Origin of the sequence: Daejeonella sp., assembly GCF_030695525.1 — a bacterium.
Classification (GTDB): domain Bacteria; phylum Bacteroidota; class Bacteroidia; order Sphingobacteriales; family Sphingobacteriaceae; genus Daejeonella.
In genome coordinates this window covers 1-26,983 of sequence record NZ_JAUYSS010000022.1, presented here as the reverse complement: position 1 = coordinate 26,983, position 26,983 = coordinate 1, and the positions used below count along the sequence as shown (strand labels likewise).

Annotated in this window: 20 protein-coding genes; all 20 read right to left on the bottom strand. The window is 40.0% G+C overall.

Annotated features, from left to right (window positions below; all coding sequences use genetic code 11):
• Position 1 precedes the first annotated feature (1 nt).
• On the bottom strand, positions 2 to 931 hold the full coding sequence (locus Q8S11_RS05230) for a 3-hydroxyacyl-CoA dehydrogenase family protein (protein WP_305661020.1): 930 nt from the start codon (positions 929 to 931) through the stop codon (positions 2 to 4).
• Between the two features lie 28 nt (positions 932 to 959).
• Positions 960 to 1,748, bottom strand: coding sequence for a carbohydrate-binding family 9-like protein (locus Q8S11_RS05225; protein WP_305661019.1), 789 nt, complete (start codon positions 1,746 to 1,748; stop codon positions 960 to 962).
• Positions 1,749 to 1,760: 12 nt separating this feature from the next.
• Positions 1,761 to 3,533, bottom strand: coding sequence for a PQQ-dependent sugar dehydrogenase (locus Q8S11_RS05220; RefSeq protein WP_305661018.1), 1,773 nt, complete (start codon positions 3,531 to 3,533; stop codon positions 1,761 to 1,763).
• A 150-nt stretch (positions 3,534 to 3,683) separates the two neighbouring features.
• Complete coding sequence (locus Q8S11_RS05215; protein ID WP_305661017.1) at positions 3,684 to 5,051, bottom strand: hypothetical protein; 1,368 nt, start codon at positions 5,049 to 5,051, stop codon at positions 3,684 to 3,686.
• 39 nt (positions 5,052 to 5,090) lie between these two features.
• On the bottom strand, positions 5,091 to 6,884 hold the full coding sequence (ggt, locus tag Q8S11_RS05210) for a gamma-glutamyltransferase (protein ID WP_305661016.1): 1,794 nt from the start codon (positions 6,882 to 6,884) through the stop codon (positions 5,091 to 5,093).
• A gap of 75 nt (positions 6,885 to 6,959) precedes the next feature.
• Positions 6,960 to 8,426: a M81 family metallopeptidase gene (locus Q8S11_RS05205; protein WP_305661015.1), complete on the bottom strand. Its 1,467-nt coding sequence runs from the start codon at positions 8,424 to 8,426 to the stop codon at positions 6,960 to 6,962.
• A gap of 31 nt (positions 8,427 to 8,457) precedes the next feature.
• On the bottom strand, positions 8,458 to 9,567 hold the full coding sequence (locus tag Q8S11_RS05200) for a bile acid:sodium symporter family protein (RefSeq protein ID WP_305661014.1): 1,110 nt from the start codon (positions 9,565 to 9,567) through the stop codon (positions 8,458 to 8,460).
• A 37-nt stretch (positions 9,568 to 9,604) separates the two neighbouring features.
• Entirely contained in the window at positions 9,605 to 10,840 is a 1,236-nt protein-coding gene (locus Q8S11_RS05195) for a selenocysteine synthase (protein WP_305661013.1), read from the bottom strand.
• 27 nt (positions 10,841 to 10,867) lie between these two features.
• On the bottom strand, positions 10,868 to 11,416 hold the full coding sequence (locus Q8S11_RS05190; protein ID WP_305661012.1) for a RidA family protein: 549 nt from the start codon (positions 11,414 to 11,416) through the stop codon (positions 10,868 to 10,870).
• Between the two features lie 27 nt (positions 11,417 to 11,443).
• Positions 11,444 to 11,989: a RidA family protein gene (locus Q8S11_RS05185; protein ID WP_305661011.1), complete on the bottom strand. Its 546-nt coding sequence runs from the start codon at positions 11,987 to 11,989 to the stop codon at positions 11,444 to 11,446.
• 50 nt (positions 11,990 to 12,039) lie between these two features.
• Complete coding sequence (locus tag Q8S11_RS05180) at positions 12,040 to 13,293, bottom strand: amidohydrolase/deacetylase family metallohydrolase (RefSeq protein ID WP_305661010.1); 1,254 nt, start codon at positions 13,291 to 13,293, stop codon at positions 12,040 to 12,042.
• Between the two features lie 24 nt (positions 13,294 to 13,317).
• The gene (locus tag Q8S11_RS05175; RefSeq protein ID WP_305661009.1) at positions 13,318 to 14,538 is read right to left on the bottom strand and encodes an aminotransferase class V-fold PLP-dependent enzyme; all 1,221 of its coding nucleotides are present in this window, start codon (positions 14,536 to 14,538) and stop codon (positions 13,318 to 13,320) included.
• A 119-nt stretch (positions 14,539 to 14,657) separates the two neighbouring features.
• Positions 14,658 to 15,869, bottom strand: a complete 1,212-nt coding sequence (locus Q8S11_RS05170) for an aminotransferase class V-fold PLP-dependent enzyme (protein WP_305661008.1) — start codon at positions 15,867 to 15,869, stop codon at positions 14,658 to 14,660.
• A 22-nt stretch (positions 15,870 to 15,891) separates the two neighbouring features.
• Entirely contained in the window at positions 15,892 to 17,145 is a 1,254-nt protein-coding gene (locus tag Q8S11_RS05165; protein WP_305661007.1) for an amidohydrolase/deacetylase family metallohydrolase, read from the bottom strand.
• Between the two features lie 80 nt (positions 17,146 to 17,225).
• Positions 17,226 to 18,524, bottom strand: coding sequence for a hypothetical protein (locus tag Q8S11_RS05160; protein WP_305661006.1), 1,299 nt, complete (start codon positions 18,522 to 18,524; stop codon positions 17,226 to 17,228).
• Between the two features lie 102 nt (positions 18,525 to 18,626).
• Positions 18,627 to 20,180 (bottom strand): SusD/RagB family nutrient-binding outer membrane lipoprotein, encoded by a 1,554-nt coding sequence (locus tag Q8S11_RS05155; RefSeq protein WP_305661005.1) that lies wholly within the window; start codon positions 20,178 to 20,180, stop codon positions 18,627 to 18,629.
• A gap of 116 nt (positions 20,181 to 20,296) precedes the next feature.
• A complete protein-coding gene (locus Q8S11_RS05150; RefSeq protein WP_305661004.1) occupies positions 20,297 to 23,668 on the bottom strand; it encodes a SusC/RagA family TonB-linked outer membrane protein in 3,372 nt (1,123 codons plus the stop codon).
• A 253-nt stretch (positions 23,669 to 23,921) separates the two neighbouring features.
• Positions 23,922 to 25,100: a FecR family protein gene (locus Q8S11_RS05145; RefSeq protein WP_305661003.1), complete on the bottom strand. Its 1,179-nt coding sequence runs from the start codon at positions 25,098 to 25,100 to the stop codon at positions 23,922 to 23,924.
• A gap of 97 nt (positions 25,101 to 25,197) precedes the next feature.
• Positions 25,198 to 25,755 (bottom strand): RNA polymerase sigma-70 factor, encoded by a 558-nt coding sequence (locus tag Q8S11_RS05140; RefSeq protein ID WP_305661002.1) that lies wholly within the window; start codon positions 25,753 to 25,755, stop codon positions 25,198 to 25,200.
• Between the two features lie 111 nt (positions 25,756 to 25,866).
• Positions 25,867 to 26,983 (bottom strand): aminotransferase class V-fold PLP-dependent enzyme (locus Q8S11_RS05135; RefSeq protein WP_305661001.1); only part of this gene is annotated, 1,117 nt, incomplete at its 5' end.

The following is a 26,983-nucleotide window of genomic DNA, read 5'->3' as shown; positions in this document are numbered from 1 at the left end:
GTTATTTAATATCTTCTTTTAAAAATCGAATGAGCTGTTCTTCCCTTTTGTGATTCATCTCTTCCGAAAACTTCTCATCCCAGGAATAAAAACCTTCTCCATTTTTCTGGCCAAAATGTCGCTGGGCAACCAGCTCCTTCAATTTTTCAGATGACTGATCAGCATTACTCAGATCTTTGAAAAGGTAATCAGAGATAGAAGCGAAAACATCAAGTCCACCCATATCTGCAGAGAGCAGCGGGCCACTTACTGGTAACCTTCTACCGATACTGTAGGTCACCGCAGCATCAATATCCTCCTTACTTGCGATGCCTTGCTCCAGGAGATATTGAGCCTCTCTGAAAAGGGCAAACTGAAGACGGTTACCCACCAAACCGGGTACTTCCTTTTTCACTTCAATCGGCTTTTTATTCATGAACTTTAACATCTCTATCGCCCGATTGAAGGTTTTATCATCCGTAAATTCTGATCTTAATACTTCCACTAGAGGTATAAGATGAGCAGGATTCCAAAAATGTGTGGCTAATGTCCTCTCGGGATGCTTTAATTTCGATGCGATACGACTTGGGCTTAGTCCGGAAGTATTTGTTGCCAGAATAACCTCCTTGCTGCACATTTCGTCAAGTTTTCTAAAAAGATCGTTTTTGAGCTCCAAAACTTCAGGGATACACTCAATTATAAAAGTTGCCCCATTAACAGTCTCAGAAAGTGAATCTGTTCCGGCAATCCTATCGAAAATATGACTTTGCTGATCCCTGGTAATCAGATCATTTTCAAGCAGTGTATTTAATTTGGCTGTGACGGCCGCCAGTCCCTTCTTAATATCGTTTTCATCAACACCATATATCTTCACCTGCATGCCCAGCCAGGCAGCATTAAGAGCAATAGAATGTCCCATGGTACCAAAGCCTATTATAGCCAGTTTTTCCATCTCATTTGAACCCGGCACAATCACTTAATTATTGGAAGATCAACGTTCCGAAAAACTGGGGAAGATGAAAATTCGGTCTGGGATTATCCACAAAATTCCAGGTAATATAATTGGGGTTTGATGTCTGACTACCTGTTTTATAAAAATTGGCCTTCCAAATGACACCAGGTGCCGGACGGCTAACATTTGAGAACTTGGCTAACATTGATAATGGGATTCTGTATTCAATAGTCCAGGTAACCGGTTCCGTAATCTCAGGATCAACTTTTGAAGGCAAAGAATGTGCTATTTCAATTTCTTTAATTTCACTTGCCTGAAGTTTTACGTAAGGAGTCGCAGGATAAGGATGCTTAATATAAAAAATCAAAGGTGTACCTCCGGCATTAATTTCCAGATTGAAATAACTTAATGGTAAGTTTGAATCAGGAGCAAAGAAGAATTCAACACAGGAATCACCTGAAACATTTCCATTATATTCCTGAACCAGACTCCGAACAAAACGGTCTTTTACACGAAAAATCACATATACATTATCATTATCGTACATCATTTTAGCTTCAACGGTCGGTTTAAAAGGCGGAATTTGTCCCATATAGTTTTCGATTTTTATCGTTTCTATATTCTTCCACTGCGCCTTATTCCAATCCCCATTAATCTTTAGGGGACTCTTTAATTTAGAGACCTTATAGCTTTTATCTGCAGGATTCTTAAAAGAGTTACCAACTGTTGATGACTTAGGTCTCTCAGGAGATAGAATATCTCCGCCCTTCATTAAGAAAGGCAGAGATATAAATAACAAATAGGTGATAAATTTCATGCTCTTTTTTATCTATCGTCGTCCAGCGCGATATCTGGATACTTCATTTGGAGTAATAGCATTTGAATTATTTCCAAAGCTGGATCTGACATAAGTTAAAATCTGTGCAATTTCTGTATCCTTCAGATAACTATGAGGAGGCATAGCTTCATTGTATCCTACCCCTTTAACTGTAATTGGACCTGAAAGACCATTAAGTACCAATTCAATTAATCTTCTCCTGTCACCATTTACCCATTCAGATTCAGCAACGGGCGGGAATCGTGTTCCATCACCTTTACCATTCTGCTGATGGCATGATGCACAATAGGTATTATATAATTTTGCACCGGCAACCAATTGACCTTTCATCAAATTATCCTTATCGAAGTCAGGATTCTTCACGTTTGGAGAAGTTAATTTACGGGCTGCCATTCCGGCAAGCTGACTGGTGCCAAAATTTTTCTTATCACCTTTAAACATCACTCTCCAGATTTTTCCCTTTTCACTATCATTCATATAAAGGGAGCCATCAGGACCTTGTGCAAGGCCCATCGGACGGTATTTAGCGTCAGAAGTATAAACGATTGTATCTACAACACCAAATCCGTCTGCAAATAATTCCCACTCGCTTGAAAACTTTCCATTAATATATGGAACAAAGGCAACACAATAACCTCCCTGAGGATAAGGTGCGCGGATAGTTGAACCATGAAATGCAACAAATGCTCCATTTTTATAACGTTCAGGAAATTGATTTCCAGTATAGAAAAGTAAATCGTTTGGCGCGAAATGACCTGGAAATCCAATGATAGGCATATTATATTTGGCCGCATCACCTTCTTTTTTACCATCACCACCGTATTCAGGGTTTAATAATTTCTTACCCTGCATGAAGTCATAGTAATAGTATGGCCATCCTGAATCAGAACCTTCAGGCACTTTCAAAAACTCTTCAGCAGGCAATAAAGCACTGTGCCATGACGTATAGAGATCAGACCATGTTCTGGATAAATCATCACGTCCATGCTGCATTGCATATAAGGAATTTTCCAATTTATTCCATTCCATACCTACAATACTGCGAATACCTGTGGCATACATAGTACCGTCACTTTGTTTCTGGTTTAATTTACTCTCACTGAATTTCCAAACACCTCCATGCTCCTTCAATTCAGCGCAAGGTGTTTGACCCAAAGAACCCGGCTGTCTGTCGGCAATCTGGCAAACATCACTTGGTGAACCAAAAGGAACGTACATGTTTCCTTTATTATCAAAAGCAATGGGCTTAGCGATATGAGAATATTTTCCTCTTTTATAGTTATCAACAACAATAGTTTCTGTTTTACCCTGAGGCACTAATTTTCCACGAGTCAGTTTAGTTCTTAATACCTCACCCGCAGTACTGAAATACAGATAACCCTTGTGAATTCGCATAGCTGTTCCGTAGTTTCCCGTATCAGGATAACTTCCGAAATATTCAATGATATCTGCCTTACCATCATTATTATTATCTCTTAAGGCTACGCTTCCACGCTGTTGGGCATCAGGCACTCTTAATTTAACATAAATATCTCCATTCTTATTGACTGCAAGATGCCTGGCACGGCCGATGGAATCAGCCACGACTACTGCTTCAAAATCACCGGGAAGTGCAAGACCGCCATTATCAGGATCGCCCTGTGGAAGGCCTCCATTACCTCCTGAATTAATAAAACTGATTGTGACCAGAAATGCCAGACCTGAAAAAGCAATTAGCTTTGTGCGAAGACTAGCCCGGTATAAAATTTTAAAATTGACTTTCATTTTTATCGAATTTTGCTTTTAAATTGGGTGTTGTTTAAATAATGTGCATATTCTTGACTTTTTACTGATTTTCCAAATTAAACGCGTATTATTTCTGGTATATTTTAAAAAAAGTATATGCTATTAAAATAATTTTTTTTGAAATGAGTATCATTTATTCTTAAAAGCATCCGGAATCATAAAGTCATATTCTTTAGGGTGAAAACGACTAATACTTTGTCCGGTTGGACGAGGTGCAGTAGGCCTGATCGGATCATATCCGGCTGCAGAATATTTAATATTCAAAAAAGGCGTCGGCTTCACTTTACCTTCAGCAAGTGAACGTATTCCCATGTCAATGATTCCACTTGTCAATAAGTTTCGTTCAAACGGTGCAACAGGCCCGCTTACAATAAATTTCTGAATGTTTAAAGTCAGATAACTAAAATGAGAGTAATTTGGACCACCAGCGAGTACAAAATCACTCGCAACAATTCCTTTTGAGGTCTTTGCAGAATAAGCCCAGCCTGACTTAACATATTTGTCGAGCATCAGGATTGTACCTTTAGTTCCATCTGAATAATTAACAATAACAGCATAAGGTATGGGAACAATCTCACGCATATTTCCGCTCATCTTATCCTTTATGGCATCACAAGCTGCATCAACCAACTTCTGTGAAATCTTGCCTGAGTCAATCGCTTTCCAGACGTCATCTCCTTTTAAGCCCTCTACATTTTTAACACCGGTTTCACCACCTGCTCTCCGTTCTACCATACATTGTAGAATTTCAGTTACGTGAAATCCGTAAGCATCTAATGATGCATAACCAATTGCCACAGCTTCCGATATTTTGACACCTATAGGATGAACCAGGTTCGGATCTCTCCAGCAATAAGGTAATGATGATCCGGCCATCATTGGAACATCTAATTCTTTTGAGCGGTCATATATCCATTTAGAATCTAACCAACTGTAAGATAGCGCTTTATCTGTAAACACAGGCACCGATCTTTTAGATGCATCAAAAACCCTGAATATTCTTTCGAGATAATTCATGCGGGGATATAATTTCATACCCAGTCTGTTATAAGGATATTCACCGTGTTCACCGACATAAATTACTGCATCCACAGCAAGTTTATCACCGCCAAGGGTTAGTGCTTCTTCAACTGTGGGATATACCGGGGTATTATTCATATTGGCGATTCTGATACCTGTGTCATTTTCACCCACCTGTTCGATATATACTGAAGCAATTTTTATCTGAGGAGCCACCATTCCCTCATCAGTAGGAATACCAAGAAAAAGTTTGGTACCAATAACATCGGCATGTGCACTATTTCTGTAAATATGGGTAATGAACGCGACTTTCTTAATCCCATCCTGACCTGCAAGAGCTCTTGATAGCTCTTCAGTTATAGAAGTGATGTTTCCATTTTCACCCATCACAAACCCGGGAACAATGCTCATACCGGCCGCAGTCAGAACTGTTTTTTTTATAAAGTCCCTTCTGGGATTTGTACTTTTTACTTTCATTTCAATATGTTTATGTAAAAAAATTAACGTTCAAAAGGATTACCAACCTACGGCATAACCATTTCTTCTCAGATCGGCACCACCCATCAGCCAGCCTGTTTTCTGGTCTATGGTAATTCCCTGAGCTCCTCCTACAGTCATTGACCAGTCGCCAAGGCTCGTGTCTATCACATAACCCATCCCTCTTAATGTTTTGATAACGCCTGGTTGCACTCTGGTTTCCATGATGATCTCCTTTGCTGGTACAGAGCCCAACTCATCTTTCCATCTGAAGCGGGGTGCACTGATTGCATCCTGAATGTTCATTCCAAAATCTATGTTATTCATAGCTACCTGGGGAACAGATTGTAAAATCCCAAAACTACCCGGTGAACCTACAATCAACTGAGGTTTACCATCCTTATGGAATTGCATCATTCCACCTATACACCAGCCAACAGCTTTGCCGGGAGCGACAGTATTTGCTTTACCTGGTTCAAGTGTCATCCAATCCAGTGCACTGTTAAACACCACACCTGTATTTCCGGCCACATAGCCTGAACCAAAACCTCCGCCATGAGTTTGAATAATTACCACTGCATTTCCCCATTTATCAACTGCTGAAAGACTTGTAGTTGCATATCTGTATTTGGACGCATTAGAATCGTCAGCAGGGTCCGGACTAATGTTTTGGGAGGTCTCTGGCTTCAACCCGGCCTTTCTTTCTTTTACTTTAGCAATAACCTTTTCTCGTTGTTTGGCTATATATGCATCAGAAAGTAACATATCAACCGGAACTGTAACGAATTTAGGATCACCGATATACTTATCCGTATCTATTCTGCTCAGATTTACCGCCTCCAGTAAATGAGCGAGATAATCCACGCTGTTATGACCCATCTTTTGCAGATCAAACCCTTCCATGATTTTAAGTGTTTGTAATTGCTGGAGCCCCATTCCGGGAGGAGGGTTGTTGTAAACTGTATAATCACGGTATTTAATAGAGATTGGATCTACCCACTGAACTTTTTCAGGTACAGAAGCAAGGTCCTTTTCTGTGATAAAGCCACCATCACGGGCAAAAGCTGCGGCCATTTCTTTTGCAATTTCACCTTTGTAAAAAACGTCAATACCTTCGGTAGCAATCCGTCTCATCGTTTTCGCCAAAGGCTTATTTGAAAAATAATCACCTATAACATAAGGATCTTTATCATTTTTAAAGAAAATCTTTCTTGATTCAGCATGTGGAGCAATCCTCTTTACCGTTCCGGCCCACATAGCCTGATCAAATTCAGTGATTGGAACCCCATTTTCAAGATAATCAATTGCGCTTTCAAAAACTTCAGAAAGAGGCATTGTTCCATAATCTTTCAATGCCTTTGCCCAACCGGCAAGATTTCCCGGAACTGAAGCAATTCTGGGTCCAATACTTTCCATTGCACCGTGCCCGGCACCATCTGCAACTTTAACATCTATCTTAAACTTTGTGATTCTGAAGGTTTCAGGTACCCAGCCTCCAAAAACCAGTGATCTTACCCTGTTTTCTTTAGCAGAGTAGAAAAGCATATATCCTACACCTGCAGTTCCAGACATATAAGGTTCTGCAGCATTAAGAGAAGCGGCGGCAGCAACAATTGCGTCAATAGCATTTCCTCCTTTAACTAAAATTTTCTGACCTGCAAGAGTTGCCAGAGGATTCGCTGTAGCAATCATACCATTCTTTCCAAGTGCTGCCGGACGAAGATTATCTTTTGCTGCCTGAGCATATACCTGTAGGTTCAGCAGGATAAGAAATGTTGCCATTCCAAAGACCAGAATTACTGTTCTGCTTGTGCTAATTTTCTGTCTATTCATTTTTTTTAGTTTAAATTATACTTTTCCGAAGGGTAGAAATATTATTAGGAGTTGAAATATTATTTTAAAGATTAATTATTTTTCGAATGGGAATAAAGGTTTTCGCCTGTGTTCAAATTTAAACAAGGTCATATCGGCCTGGGTCACTCCGGGTGTATTCACCTGAATAACAGTCGGACAAACCGGAGCATAAGCTGCAATCGGCGCATTTACACCTTTGGCAACAATTGCATCAAATTCTGAAGGCTGAACACCCTGAGAAATTAATTGCTGTAAGCTGAAGGGCATTACTCTTAAGGTGGTCAGCATAATCACACTACCTTGTTCAGTGGCAACTACTGCTGTTTTACCCATATTAAAATTGATCTGTCCACCATGCCTTGGATTGCTTTCCTGGAATTCACCATTTGTTACGCGAAGCAGTTTCACCTTGATCCTATAGGTTCTTATACCATCCTTACCTGTTCCAACTAAAATCAGTTCAAACCACTCTCCCGGCTGATGGTTATCGGCCATTCGTACAGCTTCAGGATCATAGATACAAACGAAATACTTATACTTTTTACTTTCTTCGAAAGCTTCCAGAATGCAGCAATTATTTGCAGGACCTCCTCCACCAACATTATCCCCCATATCTAACAGTAAAACCGGCTTTTCACTTAAATCAATCAGATCCTGAGAAGTTTGAATATCGTTTTTAACACCTAGGAAGCTATCCCTTCTTTCGAGAATATAGCTCTCTAATTTCTTAGCCGTTTCAAGCGCTTTTTCCTGGTTTCCATCAGCTACCACGATAATCGAGGTTCCCATTTCTTCAACATCTGCATAAGGAAAGCCATGCTGAATACTGAGGGATAATATCTCCGGATCATGGCTTAATTCATTGGCATAAGAATAAAGACTTTTGCAGGGCTCATTGGCAGTTAACTGCTGTTCAATACTGATGGCAAGTGGAACCTGCACCAATACCTGTACCGGATTAGTTTTTCCCTTTAAAAAATCTACCAGCAAATTAGCTGCTTCGATACCCCGCTGCCTCATATCAATATGCGGATTCTCTTTATAGGCCACCAATGCATTGGTGGATGACACCATGAGCGGACTGACATTGGCATGTAAATCAAGTGTTCCGAAAATGGGCACTTTATCCCCTACTTTCTTTCTCAGCAGACTTAACCAATGCCCGTCCATATCAGGAAATTCTTCTGAAACTCCGGCACCATGAGGTATAACCAGACATGCATCAACAGGCAGAACTTTTTCAAGTTCATCCATCATATTTTTTAACAATCCATTATATGTATTTGCAGAAAGAGCACCACCGGGGGTTGCAGATGCAAACAAGATTGGAATAACTTCCATTCCTTCCCTGTCCATTACTTCGAGCATCCCGCCTACTTCATTATGGGCGGTTTGATACTCTTTTCTGATTGCTTCACCCGTAAAATATTTTCCGTTCCTGAAGTCGGCAGTAGTTGTTGCCTGTGGAACAAAGGTATTTGACTCGTGGTAGATCCCCATTAGGGCTATTCTAAAAGACATGATATTGTATTCTAATAATAAAATTCAAAATTTAAGCTTCTCCCATACCGGCTGAAGCCTCCGCTTTTGGTGGATTACTATTCCAGTATGAAGCCAGGATTGATGATGAAAAACCCATAATCGGCCCGCAAACAGCTGTTGCAAGTCCTACAGTTGCAATCTTACCCATAACTTTTGCAATCCCTGAAACCAGGCCTGCATTCTGGGTTCCGGTTGTAATTGAAATTGTACGGCAATCAAATTCAGATAATTTGAAAAGTCTTGCCAGCCAGTAACCAAAGAAAAAACCAAAAAGAATCATCAGAAAAACTACGATGATCAATTCGAGTCCAATATTCAGAATACTATCCCTGCCGGCTGCCATAATTATAGCCACAATAAATGCAACACCAATCATTGATACAAGTGGCATCGAATCATCAAGCCACTTTGCTTTCCCATGCAGGAACTTATTGAAAATAAGTCCGGCACCAATAGGTATGAACACCATTTTAACGATACCCCACATCATTTCCATTACATTTATTTCTATGAATCCACCGGCCAGTACTTTCATCAACAGGGGAATTAGAAAAGGAGCAAGTAAGGTTGTAATGGCAGTAATTGTAATGGCAAGCACTACATTTGCTTTTGCCAGATAACACATTACACTTGCAGTAACAGATGTTGGAGCACATCCCAGTAATATGATACCAGCTGAGATTTCGGCCGGAAAATTAGTGAAAGTAGCTAGTGTAAAGCCAAGTAATGGCATAATTGTATACTGGCTAATTACACCGACGATAACCGATTTAGGAGATTTTGCCAATGCAATAAAATCCTTCAGACCCATCGAACAACCCATTCCAAACATAATCACCTGGATCAGTGGAGTAATTAAAGTTGCAAATTCAAACCCATTATATTCTTTGAAATATTGAGGATAATACAATGAGGTTGCAACCACCGCAAGGATTGAGGTAGTAAATGTAAGACCTCGCAGAACAGGAAAACCCCTGAAACTAATGGCGAGTAATAATAAAAAAGCAATAACAAATGGCCCTGCATCTGCTATATTACCATTGAAAGCCATGTACATGGCGATCAACAGACATAGTATTGAAATGCCCATCAGGAGCCTGGGAACAGAATTCTTATTCATTAAATCGGATCGGATAAAAAATTAGTGTATAAAAAGATTAAACAGATGCTTTTAATAACTCTTCTTTAACTCTGTTAGCAACGATTTTCTCCTGACCCGGTTTTAATTGCCATACAGAAAGTTCAATCCCATCCCGCTTTCCGCCCATTGTACCACCGCCCATTACTTCAATGCCTGGATTACCATTCCATAAACGCTCTTTAAGTTGCCGGCCGGTCATTTTTATCTTAGTATCATCCCAGGATAGGTGTAAGGTTGGGGTATTATTGGCGATCTCAGGAATGAAAACTTCGGTGGCTACTCCGTTTATACTTTTGATGGTATTCACTACCACTGCCATGCTGGCTTCCCACATTTTCCATTCCTTCACATGATCCATTTTGATATGTCTTTCCAATGCAACATACATGGCCAGGATTTCTTCCTTATTCACTTTATGACCCCGGCATATTCCACTGTTTGGTGGAGCACTTAAACGTGATGCATCAATCAAATTCTTTTTACCCATGAGTATCCCGGTACTTTGAGGTCCCCTCATCGCCTTTCCTCCCGAAATTGCAACAAGATCGAAGCCCATATCATTGAATTTCCAGAGATTATCTACAGGATGTGCATCCGAAGCAATATCAATCATAGTTGGTATATTATGCTTTTTACCCAGGGCAAGCCATTGCTCATAGTTCAATTTACCTTTGTTTAATTCCCTGTTCAAAAACCAAAGCATTGCAGTCTTTTCATTAATCGCTGCTTCAACTTCTTCCAATGTTTCTACGATTATAAGCTTAGCCCCTGTATTAGTCAATGCCTGATGGTATCCATTGGCATGAGACTTCTGAAGTATTACTTCGGACTTCATACCTTCTACATTTGGAAGCTGCATAACCTTTTTACGGTCCATGCCAGTCATCGCACCGGCAAGACCCTGCACCAATGCCGACCAGCAACCTGCAGTAACTGTAGCTGCCTCTGCATGACAAAGCTCAGCTATCTTAGCGCCAACTTTATCCTGAACCTCATTCAGCAAAACAAACTCTTCGGCCCCTTTTGCAATAGCCTGGGTAACTTCTGGTGGCATCAAAGAAGCTGTCAAAGTTGTACAAACGCATGATGCATTTATAAATGTTTTGAGTCCAAGCTCTTTGAAAAGGTCTCGTCCAGCAATAGCGGATGTTGCTTCTTCGGCAGCTGCCGGCTGAACTGTTAAACCGGTACCAATAATTCCACCTGCCAGTGGGGCAGCGGATAAAAATTTAATGACGTCTCTACGTTTCATATTTATAATTTTTAAATATTAAAAAAATCAGTCCTTCATTTCTACGATCATCTCAACCTCTACCGGGATATTTCTAGGTAATGATCCCAGTCCAATTGCTGAACGTGCATGTTTGCCATTCTCTCCAAATACCTCAACCATCAGATCAGAAAATCCATTGATTACCTGAGAGTGATTATCAAATTCTGGAACAGCATTCACCATACCCAAAACTTTTACAATTCTCTTTACATTATTCAGATTTCCAACACTGGCTTTCAATGCTTCCAACATACTAATACCGGTTAAACGGGCAGCATTTTTAGCTTCTTCAAAATTGAGATCCTTACCAACTTTACCAATTATATATTTACCATTCTCTATTAATGGACCCTGACCGGAAAGATATACCAAATTACCCACCCTGACAGCTCCAATAAAACTCCCGGTAGAAGTCCCCCCACGAGACCTTAATTTGATACCCAGTTCCTGAATTCTTGTTTCAGGATCTTTTGCAATAGCTTGTGCCTGAACAGAATTAAGCCCTAAAACACTTAAGGATAATAATACTAGGATAAATGTGATTTGTTTTTTCAATTGATCATAATTTATAACAAAGAAAAATTAGTCTTTCATTTCAACGATCATCTCAATCTCAACCGGAATATTTCTCGGTAAAGATCCAAGCCCAATTGCTGAGCGTGCATGCTTGCCATTTTCTCCAAATACTTCAACCATTAAATCAGAAAATCCGTTGATTACCTGAGAGTGATTATCGAATTCAGGTACTGCATTCACCATACCCAACACCTTTACAATGCGCTTTACATTATTCAGATTACCTACTTCAGCTTTCAATGATTCCAATAAGTTAATTCCTGTTAAACGTGCAGCATATTTTGCCTCTTCAAAGTTGAACTCTTTACCAACCTTTCCGATCATAAATGTCCCATCCTCTTTTAATGGACCCTGCCCAGAAAGATATACCAGATTACCAACTCTTACTGCCCCCAAAAAATTCGCTGAAGGCGGCCCAGGAGTCCTTAATTTAATTCCAAGTTCTCTGATCCTTGTTTCCGGATCTTTAGCAACAGATTGAGCATTTGCAGAATTGGATACAAAAGAGATACTTAAGAGTATAAAAAGGATAAATATGATTTGCTTTTTCATGTTATTTAAAATAGTTTATTTTTTTAATTATTGAGTTTTCTTGTGTTTGATTAGTTAGTGAGCGGAATCGACATAGCATTCAGGTCATAAACAACCCTTCCTCCCTTAATTGTCATTTCACATTCCAGTAGATTTTTTCCTTCCTTCTTAAATCTGGCAACGTCATAGAATCCGAATTTACCTTCCCGTAGATTTAATACAGTAACATCGGCAATTGCACCAACAGAAAGATGCCCAAGTTCTTCACGTTTAATCGCTTTTGCTGCTGCCCAGGTACTGGCTTTTACAACGTCTGCCAATGGCATGTTAATCGCCATAAATTTAGACATCACATTCAATTGATCCTTCATGGCAGAATTCATGCTGCCAGTATGCAAATCGGTACTAATTGTTTCAGGGAAAAAGCCCTGCTGGGTGGCCGGAATAGCTTGTGAAAAGGTAAAACTTCCACCACCATGGCCTACGTCAAAAATGATCCCTCGTTTTCTAGCTTCAATAACATGAGGATATAATTTTTTTGTTTCCAGATCTACAATTGTCTCTTTTGTTTTAATTAACTGTCCGTAGGTATGTGTAAAAATATCACCCGGACGCATTTTTCTAAGGAAAAGCTCTTCGAGGGATAGTCTCGGGATTGCTCCCCCAAAATCGACCATGATTGGCTTATTTGCAATTTTGCCTGCTTCGATAGTTCTATCAACAGCAACCCAATCAGATTTGTGGTAGTGTGCTACCTTAAAACCTACGATATACTCACTGTAATGTTTGGCCACATCTGCCGCCATTACTGGATCAAAGAAGCTGTTATTTTGCTGCTCCAATGAATTTTCATCACCATACATTCCCTTTTTAGAGATATTCAAAAATGCCAGAATACGGGTTTGAGATTTATCTATTACATTTTTCTTAAACAATTCAAATGTTTCGGCTCCTGAATCACCACAATCCACGAGTGTTGTCACACCCACACGGAAAGTAAATCCGTCAGCAGGAAGTGATGAAAATCCATTCTCAAGCTGGCCCTCAGGGTCAGTGCCTGCAAAAACGTGCCCATGAATATCAATTAATCCGGGTGTCACATATTTTCCGGAGATATCAATCACCTGTTTAGCTAATTTAGGATCAATATTGACTGCAATTGCTGCTATTTTACCATCCTGAATAGCAACATCCATTACTTTATTAATATTGTTCTTTGCATCAATGAGGTGCCCGCCTTTCAGCAGGGTTTGATAAGTTTGGGCCTGAACTGAAAAATTAGCCAGTAAAAAAAGTGCTGCTAATAAGAAAAAACGTTTTTGCATTTTTATTGATTTATGATTATTAATTTAAACTGAAGCCTTCAAGAGTTCTTCCCTCAAGCGACTTGCGACAATTTTTTCTTCTCCAGCTTCAAGAACATGCATTCCACAGCGGAGAGTATTAGGGGCTTCCCAGGATATTACTTCGACAGATGGGTTCCCATTACGAAGACGTTCCCCCATTTCTGTATTAGTTAGTTTAATTCTATTTGGATCCCAGGTAACTTTAAGAGTAGGCATTTTATTATCTTCTGTTGATGGAATATGGGTTCCGGTAGTGACCCCGGGAATAGATTTAATTGCGCTTGCGATAAAGGCTATTTTTCTTTCCCACATCTCCCATTCCTTCTTATGATCCAGATTGATAAAACGCTCAAGAGCAGCCAACATTCCAAATACTTCTTCCTTATTAACCTTTTGGCCTCGGCCGATACCACCTCTTGGGTTATTACTGAGACGGGCAGCATCAACATACTTCTTTTTACCCATTAATATACCGGCACTCTGAGGACCACGCATAGCTTTTCCACCAGAGATCACAACTAAATCGAAGCCCATATCATTGAATTTCCACAGGTTCTCAACCGGAGGTACATCAGCAGCAATATCAATCATTGTTGGAAGATTATACTTTTTACCCAGTTCAAGCCATTCTGCATGCTTGATCTGGCCGACATGTACTTCCCTGTTAAGGAACCATAACATGGCTGTATTTTCATTAATTGCAGCTTCAACTTCTGCTCTGGTTTCAACTTTAATAAGCTTTACTCCAGCCTGAGTAAGTGAATGATCGTAGCCCATTGAATGACTCTTTTGTAGGATCACTTCTGATTTCATGCCGGTTCCTGCAAGATTTGGAACCTGACTAACCCGTTTTGTATCCATTCCGGTGAGAACTCCTGCCATTCCAAGCATCAATGCTGACCAGCAACCTGCAGATACCAATGCAGCTTCGGCATGACAAATTTGTGCAATACGTTCACCAACCTTCTCCTGTACATCATCAATCAGTGCAAACTTCTTAGAGGCTGCATTGATTGCATCCATTACTTCCGGTGGCATCAGACAACCCGACATAACCGTGTAATTACCTGCTGCATTTATAAAGGTTCTGATACCCAACTCCTTAAATAAATCGCGGCCAGCCGCCGGTGCCGAAAGCATATTGTTCAATGGTGCAGCAGTTGCTGTAATCCCGCCAGCCAGCGGAAGCAGGGTCAGGGATTTTAAAATTTCTCTGCGTTTCATTATTGTAATTATTTACTGTTAATTATTTAATATTCCTGATACAGGAGGCTTATATAATTTTAGGCTCAGTTTGCTATAGAAATACGAAATATAGAAAACCAATTTATCTGGATTATTGCCTAAACCTGTGCTTTGAAAAGCTCCTCTTTTATCCTTGATGCTACAATTTTTACTTCATCCTTTTTCAGCATATGTGAAGTTACATTTATACTTCCTCCCGGACCACCCATAACTTCAATAGAAGGGTTACCATTCCTCAGGCTGGCAGCCAGATTTTCCAATTTGATCTTTGATTTATCCCATGAAATATTCAGGGTTGGAACACGATTTATCAATGGCAGAGGAAGTAATCCTGCTTTTACTCCGGGAACTGAAGCAGCTTCCTTTGCAATAACAGCTATTCTGTCCTCAAGCATTTTCCATTCCTTATCCTGATCCGTTTTAATAAAATGCTCTAAAGCGATATATAAACCAAATATTTCTTCTTTATTAACTTTCATGCCACGGCCAATATTTGATCCCCGTGGAGGGGCGCTCATTCTTGCCGCTGCAATAAGTTCTTTCTTTCCACTGAGGATCCCTGTACTTTGGGGGCCTCTCATAAATTTACCTCCTGAAACACAAACCAAATCAAAGCCAAGATCATGAAACTTCCATAAATTTTCTTTAGGTGGAAGATCAGCAGCCATATCAATCATAGTAGGTATCTGATGCTTTCTGGCAATATCGAGCCATTCTTTATGCTGTATTTTACCCAAAGAAGACTGATAATTAATAAAATACATCATGGCAGTCTTTTCGCTGATTGCATTCTCTAATTCTTCGACTGTTTCTACCGTGATTAACTTTACACCACAATTGCTAAGTGCATGAGCATAACCATCATTATGAGCCTTTTGCAGGATCACTTCTGTTTTCATTCCTGTACCTTCAAGCCTGGGGATTTGAGAAACCCTTTTTTGATCAGTTCCACTAAGTACTCCTGCCATCCCAAGCATCAGAGCAGAAAATGCACCCGCAGTAACCATTGCCGATTCTGCATGTAACAGACTTGCAATCCTCTCTCCAACTTTATCCTGAACTTCTTCGAGCCTGCAAAAAGATGTAGCAGTTTCACGTATAGCATCAGCAGCATCATGCTGCATCAGAGAACCGCTGAGGCTAGTAAAATATCCTGAAGCATTGATGAATGTGTGTATTCCAAACTCCTTGAACAAATCACGTTTTGCTGCAGGTGCCGCCTGAGCGGTAGTTACCAATGAACCGGAATTCCCTATCGCGCCTGCAAGCGGCAATATGCTTAAGGTTTTGAGAATTTCCCTGCGCTTCATTTATCCAATATATAAATACTCATTATTTAGTTAGGTCGGGAAGTGGGTTTACGAGACCATTTAGGTCATAAACAATTTTACCTCCAAATATGGTCATTTCACATTCAAGCTTTTCATCACTGTCCATTTTATATCCCTGCATATCGTAAAAACCAAATTTTCCTTTTCTCATACCAAGAATGGCGACATCTGCGATAGCACCTTCAGTAAGATGGCCTAATTGAGGACGGTTAATTGCCTTAGCCGGCGCCCAGGTACTCGCATTGATCACTGCAGGAAGATCCATCCCCAATTTCAGGAATTTAGACATAACCAAAAGCATATCCTTCATTGAACCCTTCATACTGCTGATGTGTAGATCTGTACTGATTGTATTCGGGTGGAAACCGGCTTTTGCTGCAGGAATTGCCTGGGAATATCTGAAGCTGGAGCCACCATAACCCACATCAAAAATGACCCCTCTTTTCTGAGCGGCCAATACATATGGCTTTAAAGTTTGTTTTGCTGTATCCACAATCGCTTCTTTTGTATCAAGTAATTCGCCAAAAGTATGGGTAAAGATATCACCGGGACGCAGGCGTTCCATTAAGAGTGAATATAATGAAAGACGTGGTTTTGTGCCACCAAAATCAATCATTACAGGCATATTGGCCAATTTTCCTGCTTCCACACCACGATCCACATTCGTAAAATCAGGGCTCGTAAAATGAGCTACCTTGATTCCCACAACATGTTCCTTATAAGCAAGGGCCGCTTTAGCGGCTATTTGCGGATCCATATCAGTCGTATTCTGCTCAATAATGCCGCCGCGCATACCATTGCCTACGATATTCAGGAATGCCAGAACCCGCGTTTGAGAATTATCAATAATATTCGTTTTAAAAGTGCGGAAATCTCTCCAGCCTGAGCCTCCGGCATCCACAACAGTGGTTACACCAACGCGCTGATAAAAACCGTCAGGCATTACACTATTGAATCCATTGCTATACATATGGTTTGGCTCTGTTCCTGCAAAAACATGTCCGTGAATATCAATCAGACCAGGAGTTACATACATTCCTGCAGCATTCACCACACTACTTGCCTCAGAAGCATTTATGCTTAAAGCTACTTTTGCGATCTTACCATCCTTAATGGCAACATCCATAACACGGTTTATGTTATTTTTTGGATCAATAACATGCCCCCCCTTGATAATAATGTTGTAAGGTTTTGTTTGAGCAAAAAGCGCAATTGGTAATAGGATACTTACAAAGAAAATACTGAACTTCCTCATTTTAATGTTGATTCTAAATGTTTAAGAATGATAATTGAATAAATTTAATAATGCCAGTTAACAGAAGACCTGAATGATAATCAGTCTATTCGCTTCCCATTTTTGTCCCATCCTTTTGTAAAAAAATATGACTCAGGAGAGCTGTGGTATCGCACCCGTGACAATTCAGGTGTTTCCAATATTTTGTATCCCAAGATACGAGATTCAAGCGCAAAATCCAAGATACCACTACTGAGCATTGTACGCTCAACCGGATAAGGAGCTTTGCCTGTTTTGAACATGATTTCCATATTTTTAACAAGGCATCCGAAATGATAATGCGGTTTCCCGGATTGCAATTTCATGAGTGTAGAAAATGGTTTTTGCTGACCTTCAAGATCAATAGCATAGGTGAAATCCTGAACCAGGCCGGTAAGCAGAAATGCTGCAGCCTTCAACCCATCATTATAATCGACAATAAATACTGCTGGCTTTTTAACAAGCTCCCTCATATCCCCTGCTACCCTTGTTTCACTATGAGAAATTGCCTGATCAAAAAGCCGTTTTACCCATTCATTCTGATCTATGTAGTTCCAGCAATCCTGTCCTTCGAGACACTGAACTGCACGCACACCTGTTTCACCACCTTTCCTTCTTTCAACAACGGCCTGTAGGCCATCTAATAAGTGAAAGCCATAGATGTCAAGTCCGCTGAATGAAATTCCTACCGCATATTTTTGCCTGACACCATAAGGAGTATCTATTGCCGGAATACGCCAGGAAACAGGAATAGTAGATCCGGCGAGCATTGGAAATTTCAATTCTTTGGAAATCTCAACCATACGCTTGGCCTGACGCCAGCTCCATGAAAGATGTTTATCATTGAATACCGGAACCGATTTTTTATACTGTCTGAATACATCGGTAATTTTCAGAAACATTTCAAATCTTGGATATAATTTTTGCTCTTTATCATTCATCGGATATACTCCATGTTCACCGATTAAGATGACCCCATCAACAGCAAGCTGATCACCACCCAAAGTCAATGCATCTGCTACAGTTCTAAAGATTGGAACATTGTATTTCTTTGCTAATGGGCGACTCATATCGTTATCAGGGACCTGTTCGGTAAAGATCGAAACGATCTTTGAATCCGGATAAGGGGCCATTTGATCCTGATTAAAACCTTCAAGATACTTTCCGATAATCACATCGGCATGTGAATTGGGACGATATTCAGTTATAATAGCTGCAAGGCGCTTAGGCCCTGATTGAACTGCAGCCTTAAAATCCGGCGTTTCTTCAGCCTTAAGCGACTGGAAAGGTAAAACTGCACCCGCAACAGCACCGCTTACCGGTAAAACTGAGAGGTATTTAATAAGTTCTCTGCGCTTCATTTCTTTTGAAAAAGGAATATTTGACTATGAATTAAATTTAAAATACAAAGAGGAAAAATTTACATCCTAAGATATAAATTTCCCCTCTTTGATCATAAAAAATTACTCTTTATCCCACCAAACACGACTTAATAGTGTATTATCACCACTTTGTCTTGCTTTAGCAGCCAGGAAGTTCTCCCTGTTAAGGGTTTCTTCCGATTCAGGCACAATATAACGGCGTGGAATTCTTCCACCTGTGATATTCCCAGGATAGTTTGTTGGAATTAATACCGGATATCCAGTACGCCTCCAGTTTGAGAAGTTTTCGATCTGGTCCAGATAACCCAATACCCAGCGCTGAGTAGATATTTGCTCAAGCTTTTGCTCAAAGGTGCCTGCGGCAAGGAACGGATTATATTTCAGGTAAGTAGTGATCTGGATGGCAGAAATTGCGCCCCCCGCACCGTAAAGCGACCATTGCTTCATCGCAGAAGTGACCCCATTGTTATAAGATGTTGCAGCATTTCCTGAATACCAGCCTCTGATTGAAGCTTCAGACATAAGGAAATGAGTTTCTGCAGCACCAAATACGATAACCGGAGCATCGTATCTCATAACAGTGTTTGGATTTGGCTCAGAATAAGTTTCAAAATCAGCCGGGTATCCGTTATACTGCGCATTTTTCATTCCTTTCTGTAAAGCAGTTGCGGTATCAGCAACATAGCCACCAGAAGGCTGTTTCACCCATAAAACTGCGATTACATTCAAACGCGGATCTTTTGTAGTTGTTGAATTGCCCTTCAGATGGTCAATAAAACGCTGGGCAATTTTTGAGCCCTGAACATTTAAAGGATTCTGACCATCTACATAATCCAAAACTCTATGGTGCTCAGAGAAAGGATTTCTGTTACTTAATAATCCACCATCAGCATATGGCGCTCTTGCGAGGTCAGCATCATCCACAATGGGGCCACCAGCAATCGCCTTTTCTACCCAGGTTTTCGCAAGTGCTGCATCGATCTTTGTCAAACGCATTCCCAATCTCAGCATCATTGAAAAAGCAAACTTTTTCCATTTTATGGTATTACCATCATAAAACAGATCAGAAGCTCCAAAAGTAGGTTTGGAGGCATCAAAGGACGCAATAGACTCTTCCAACTCTTTGAACATATCTTTGTAGATATCAGACTGAAGATCATATTTGGGCTGATACTTGCCTTCAAGGCCTTGCAACGCTTCTGAATATGGTACATCTCCATACAGATCCGTGAGATGATGCATGATATAAACTTTCCAGATCCTTGCAGCTGCCAGTTTATTAATATTTGCAGGGTCCTTCCTTGAGTCGTTGATTACCAACTGAATCTGACTCAGACAGGTTGAATAAGCCGTCCAGTTATTTCTCACAGCACCCTCAGCAAAATACTTATCACCGGGTGCTGTTACCTCACTGTATGTAGCTTCCTGCTGCAATGCCTGCATATTCATAAAACGATTTCCACCAGGATTTAATCCGATAGCCGTCAATTGTGATCTGGTAAATAGGAAATCAGCATTTACACTTTCGTAAGCATTTGGATTCTTATTCAGCTCTGCAAGATCCTTGGTACATGATGATAAGGTTATTGCTAAAATTAGAGCCGTATATATAGGTTTAAAACTTAGATTTTTCATCTTTTTATTTTTTTGGTTTTTAATGGTGATGAAGTAATCATGATTTAATCATCTTAGCCCCTGCGGGTTATAGCAAAATCATGATTTTTTCATCTTAAAATTTTAGATAACATTAATTAAAACCTTACAATTAAATTAAGCCCAAACTCGCGGGTTCTTGGAATTGTATTTGAAGATTGTCCCTGATTATTACCGATAGTATAGGCAGATTCAGGATCGAAGTCCGTGATATGTGAAAAAAGAATAAACGGATTTCTGGCCACGAGAGATATATCTGCTGACTGAATCTTCAGGGATTGCAGTTTATTTACAGGCAATCTATAGCTCAGTACAGCGCTGCGAAGTTTAATAAAATCTCCATCAAATACAGAAGTCTCCAGCGGACTTAAACTTGCCTGGTTATTATAATAGGTATCTAACTGATCAACCGGCCAGGTTTTAGTGAATGGCAGGCCTGCCTGATCAACCCCTGTTACAGTTAAACCATTTTCTCTGCCCGGAAGTGTATTTTTCAATAATCCGAAGCGGTACATATAACGGCTAAGTCCGGATTGAACGATATTTCCGAATTTGGCATCAAGAAGAACATTCAGGGAGAAGTTTTTGTACCTGAAATTATTGGTCAATCCCATGGTATATGGCGGAACACCCTGACCATATTCAATTTCAGGCCCCTGAACTTCGTAACCACTAATCCTGTTATATACGCGTACTCCGCTTGCATTGGTCAAGTATGTCCTTCCTCTGATAGTATTGTAAGGCCTTCCAACACCTGCACCACCTACAGTACTAAGACCCGGTGCCAGCTTCTCAATTTCACTTTTATTGTAGGCTGCATTGTAGCTCACATCCCAGGTAAAATTATTCGACTTGATCGGAGTACCGGTTAAGAGGAGCTCGACCCCTTTGTTACTTAACTCACCAACATTTAAAAGTGCTGAAGTATAACCTGAAGATGCCGCAATTGAAGTACTCAGAATATCATCCGTTGTTTTACGGTTGTAGTAAGTAAAATCTATACCTAAACGATTATTCAGGAATTGCATATCAATACCTCCCTCGTAGGTAGTTGAGGTAAGTGGTCTCAGGTCCGGATTGGATAAAGCAAATGCACTACTGGCTGGATTAGGGTTGGTCATCTGAACCGGACGGCCTAAATGCCCTCCCTGTGCAAAGTAATACAGCTGATTGATCTGGTAAGGATTTACAGTTGCACCCCCAACCTGAGCCCATGATGCCCTGATCTTAGCAAAACTGATTAATGAAGGTAATTTAATCGCATCCGATAGAATAAAACTGGTACCAAATGAGGGATAAAAAATAGAGTTATTACCAGGATTCAAGGTTGAGAACCAATCCTGTCTTCCGGTAAAGGTAAAATAAAGCAAGCTCTTGTAACCGATATCTGCAGATCCGAATACTGAATTTTGTCCGAATCGGCTTAAACCGACACTTGCTGACTGTAATGCAAGGTTTGAGAAACTAATAAAATCCGGAACAATGAATTCCGCTCCGGTATTCGAAGTTGATTCAGATTTGTTTCTTTCAATATTCCCTCCTACCATTGCACTAATTTGAAAATCTTCAAAGAATGTTTTATTGTAATTCAATAAAGCCTGTGCGGTTGTTTTAGTAACAAAAGAAGTACCTGAATTAAACAATCCTCTTGGTCTCTTTGCAGTACCTATCGGCATATAATCCATTGACTCAAAACGGTCTATATCTCTCATTCCGCTCAACTTAAGTGACAGTTCATCCAGAATATTATACTGGATACTTGATTGTCCCATGAAACGGTTCTTTGTATCCGTATTTCCCATACGGTTAATAACGAAATAAGGGTTTTGCGCTTCAGGAACCTGTTGCCACTGAACTTCATTGAAATTCGCATCATAACCAGGAGCCAGATTGCGGATATCCACAGTATTGGCTAAAAGGTTTGTTGCCCACGAGGTAGTGTTATCAGCGTATCCGTTACCCGGACGGTTCTTGCCATTTTCAACATTATACTGTAATGTAGACTCAACAATAATCCTTTTACCAAGGACTGATCGTAAACTCAGGTTTCCTGTTTGTCTGTTATAACTTGATTTTGGTTCCATCGCCTGAGCCTCCAGATCTGATATAGACAATCTGTAAGTAAGTGAAGGAGAGCTACCACCTGAAAATGCCAATGTGTTTGTTAAGTTTGTACTTGGTCTGTAGAAATTTTTCCAGTTGTCTTTAACATTAACCGGAGAATAAGGGCGCATCACCCCATCAAACTGAATAGAAGGCTGACCATCCATTTTGGCACCAAAAGATAACCGACCTGAACTGATTGCCTGAGCTCTTGTGGTGGGTTTTACACCATCCAGACCCTGTCCATACTCATACTGAAAATCAGGATACATTGACGGACTTCCAACCGTGAAGTTGCTATTGAATTCTACTCCTATTCCTTTTTGAGCTTTACCACTTTTGGTTGTAATCAGAATTACACCATTGGATGCCTGGCTTCCGTAAAGTGCCGCAGCAGGTCCACCTTTTAAAACGTTAATTGTTTCAATATCATCGGGGTTAATTGCCGCGATACCATCTCCACGGTCCAATATGGTTGAACCTTCACCCTGAGCTTGTGACCTTGCGGTATTGTTCATCGGCAAACCATTGATTACATACAATGGCTGGTTGTTACCACTCAATGAACCGTTACCTCTGATAATGACACGACTGGAACCACCCGGGCCTGAAGACATACCGGTTACGTTTACACCGGCAATCTTACCCGTAAATGCATTTGCTATATTATTCTCCCTCGCCTGAGTAAACTCTTCACCCTTTACTTCTGTTACTGAATACGCAAGTGCTTTTTTCTCTCTCGAAATACCCAATGCCGTAACTACTACTTCAGTAAGCGCTGTATTGGCAGCTTCCAGTTTAATATTTAAAGTTGTTCTGCTGCCTACTGTTACTTCCTGAGTCTGGTAACCGATATAGGTAAAAACGAGTACACTGTTATTATCCGGAACATTAATGGTAAACCGTCCGTCAATATCCGTAGTTGCACCAACTGTTGTGCCTTTAAGTTTGATGCTTACTCCCGGTAAAGTCACACCCTGGGCATCAGTAATCTGACCTTTAACCACAATGTCCTTCACTTCTAATAAGTCTGAAATATTAATGAGATTGCTCTCAGGAATCATGACTGAAGCCGTCCTTTTTAACACCAGTATTGTTTTATTCTTAATACTGAATTCTAATGGCTGGTCTTTAAATAAAGTAGCCAAAACATCGGAAAGATCTTCATCAACGGCATTGATGGTTACCGGTTTCGCTAAACTGATCAGTTCCTTCTGAAAGAAAAATCCATAACCCGTCTGCTTCTTAATTGTTGAAAATACCTTTTCAATGGGAACATTTTTGCCACTATAGGTAACCTTTTGAGAGTATCCTTCTGCACGAACATTTAAGATTAAGGCTAATAATAAAATGAATGTCAGCTTCATCACAAGGAGAATTGAATTAAATGAAATCCACTGGCTGTTACTATACGTAAAGAATCGAATTCCGCCAGTAATTGTCGGCTTTAAGTCTAAAGTTGTGACATGACTTAGAGAGCCCTCGGTTTTAGTAAATAAATTCATAAATTTGCTTGGTTTGGTGATCAATAATCTATCTCAATATTTTTATTCGAAGGCCAGACTCTAGCCAGGAGCGCGTCAACGCTTCTGGTTTTTTTCTGCCTTCTACCGTTTAAGTTTAAGGCATAACAACAACCTCCTTCCCTTCCAGTCTAAAGTGAATATTACTTTTCTCCAATATTTCCAACACTTCCAAAAGTGTCAGATTTGTGGCTATAGCACCTTCAAAGTGATGTTCAGGTAATGCCGCTTCATATCTGGCAGTTATCCCGTACCACCTTCCCAATTGTCTCATAACTGTTTCAATACTTGCATTTTCAAAATAGAAATAGCCTTCTTTCCAGGCCACTTCAGCCTGAGTATCCTTCTTTTGTATTCTGATATCCCGGTCAACTTTTGATTGCTCACCTGGTTTGAGTATTTGAGATTTCTTTGAATTTAGCTCTATTACCCGGACAGCCCCTTCAATCAAAGTAGTAGTGATAGAAGGTTCATCAGAATAGGCATTGATGTTAAAATGAGTGCCAAGCACTTCTACTGTTTGATTTCCAGATCGTACCGAGAATTTTTTATCATCATTCTTGGAGACTTCAAAATAGGCCTCTCCCTTTAACTCGACTTCGCGTGTATCTCCACTAAAAAATACCGGGAAACGTAGGGAAGAAGCTGAATTCAACCAAACCTTACTACCATCTGCCAGATTTAATTGGAATTTACCGCCAACAGGTGTTTGAACGGTATTATATACTAATTGATTTTCTCTCCTCTGGCTTGCCTTTTGTTCATTTGAGGAGTTAATAAGTGTATATTCAATAACACCCTCCGAATTCTTATGAATCTTAATTCCTCCCTGATTAATTACAACTCCATTTTGTGAATCATCCAATACAATCTTTTTTCCATCAGAAAGAGTGAGAATTGCTTTAATCCCACCCGGTTGAATATCTTTAACTTTTTGCTTTACAGCTACCTTTACAGGAACCGGAGAAGTTTGAATCTGATCCTTATTTAAATAAAAATATAATCCGCTTACCAAAAAAATAAGGACAGAGGCGGCGGCTGCCAGAGAATAATATCTGCGATAAACCGGTATTTGCCTTTCTACCAGATCAGGGACATCAATTTTTGAAAAAATAAATGATTTCAGATTTTCCTCATCCTCCTGATCGTCAAAATTCCATTCTGAATCTGTATTCATTTCAGTGCGATACCACTGAAACAACTTTTCAATCTCTTCGGTAGAAGCAGTGTTATGAAGATACTTTTCAACTAATTTTTGGATTTCTTCCTGTTGCATAGATCACCGATTTTGGCTTATATAGTATATAGTGCCATAAGCCGACAAGTACCCTTGAAAAAATGAAAAAAAGATTTAACGAAAAATTTACATGAACTTAAAACAGGAACATGTTCATGGCATTTTTGAGATTCAGGCGAATAATTTTCAAGCCTTTTGTGAGGTAGCCTTCTACTGTTTTCTTGGAAATACCAAGTTCCGTTGAAATTTCTGTCGTGGACAAGCCATAATTCCGGCTGTAATTAAATACCATTCTGCAGTTTTCAGGCAGGTCTTCAACTACTTTATTTATATACTCCTGAATGAATCTGGTATCAATTTGTTCCTCCGTAAGGGTAGAAAATTCCTCCACAACATTCTGGGATTCAATCTCCAGCCTCCTTTTCTGTTTATAAATTAGCTTAAAAACCGCAAATCTGACTGCCGAACCAAGATAGGTATTTAGATATTCGATATTAAGTTCAGCTTGTCTGGCCCATAATTTGGCAAATATTTCCTGAACTATATCCTGAGATACAGATTTGTCCTTACTAAAATTGTAGGCTATTGCAAGCATTTGTTTCCAGTATCTATCATAGATCTCTGTAAACGCTCCCTGACTGCCTTCTTTTAAATATTCAAGTAATTCTTTATCGGATGAAGACTTATAGTTCAAGATTCCCAGGATTATTCTAAGACCAATATAAGAATAATTCAATTACATAAACTCCAAAAAAAAATCATGATTTTTTATAGGGGAAGTACCAGAATACAGGAAAAATAAAAGCTAAATCAAAAAATTACCACCCTGTGGTCTTCCTTTTGGATAAATAACAGGCTTTTTGATTATTTCAGATTTAGTTCTTTTCGCGCTAAACTTAGCTGAGAGAAATTCATGCATATCAATATCCCCGGAAACTGTTTCAGCACTAACTATCCCTTTAAATGTGGTTTGAATCCTATCACCTGGCACGACCCAGGTGCTTTGCATTTTAATCTCATTACCTTCAATTGTGCCATTTATTTCACGCTCTGAAAAATCAGATATATGTACTCCTGAAAAATAATTTCCATCCTGCTGGTCGATAAACAGATGTTGTTTATCTGTGCTGTTATAAAACTGAACTTCTAAATCCCAGCGCCCCAGCATATTAACAGAAGGTGCTTTCAATGCTACAGCAGGCTTCGGACTTCTTTTCCTTGCAATTACCTCCTTTATCCGCGAAGCCGCTATCTTATCATCTCCTGGAACCATCATATAGCCTACCAAACTGATACCGGTCAAACCTGGTTCATCTCTATAAATGGCAACACCTACTCGTGGAAAGGTATTTCCTAATTCTTCAGAAACCTCCTGACCTGTTACATGAAGTTCATCAGGATTCCATGTAATAAATAAATAAGGTGTAACATGATGAATCAATTTCGGATCGGGCATTCTGATACGATAACTAACACCCTTCACTGTTGCTGCTTGTTTACCAATATTTTCCAACCAGTTAACCCAGTTTTGCATTTCATTCTTATGATCCATATCAACCCAGGTTTCAACTGCAGCAAGCATTCCGATATGCTCTTCCCGGGCAACCTTATTATCCCTACCCGGCCCATGATGCGGGGCTGCTGCCTGCCATGTCGACATCAAAAGATCCTTTCTTCCCAAAAGAAGTCCGCAACTGCCGGGAGCCTTAAGACCCTTTCCCCCGCTAAAAGCAACAACATCAGCCCCTCTTGACAAATGATCATTGGGGAATGTCAATATATGTGCCGCAGCATCTACAAAAACCGGAACATTTAAAGGTTTGGCAATTTTTGAAATGACCTCAAGGGGCAAAAATGATTCCTTCTCAGCGTCAATATAAATCATCGCTGTCTTAGGGCCAATTTTTTTTCTGAGTTCCTCT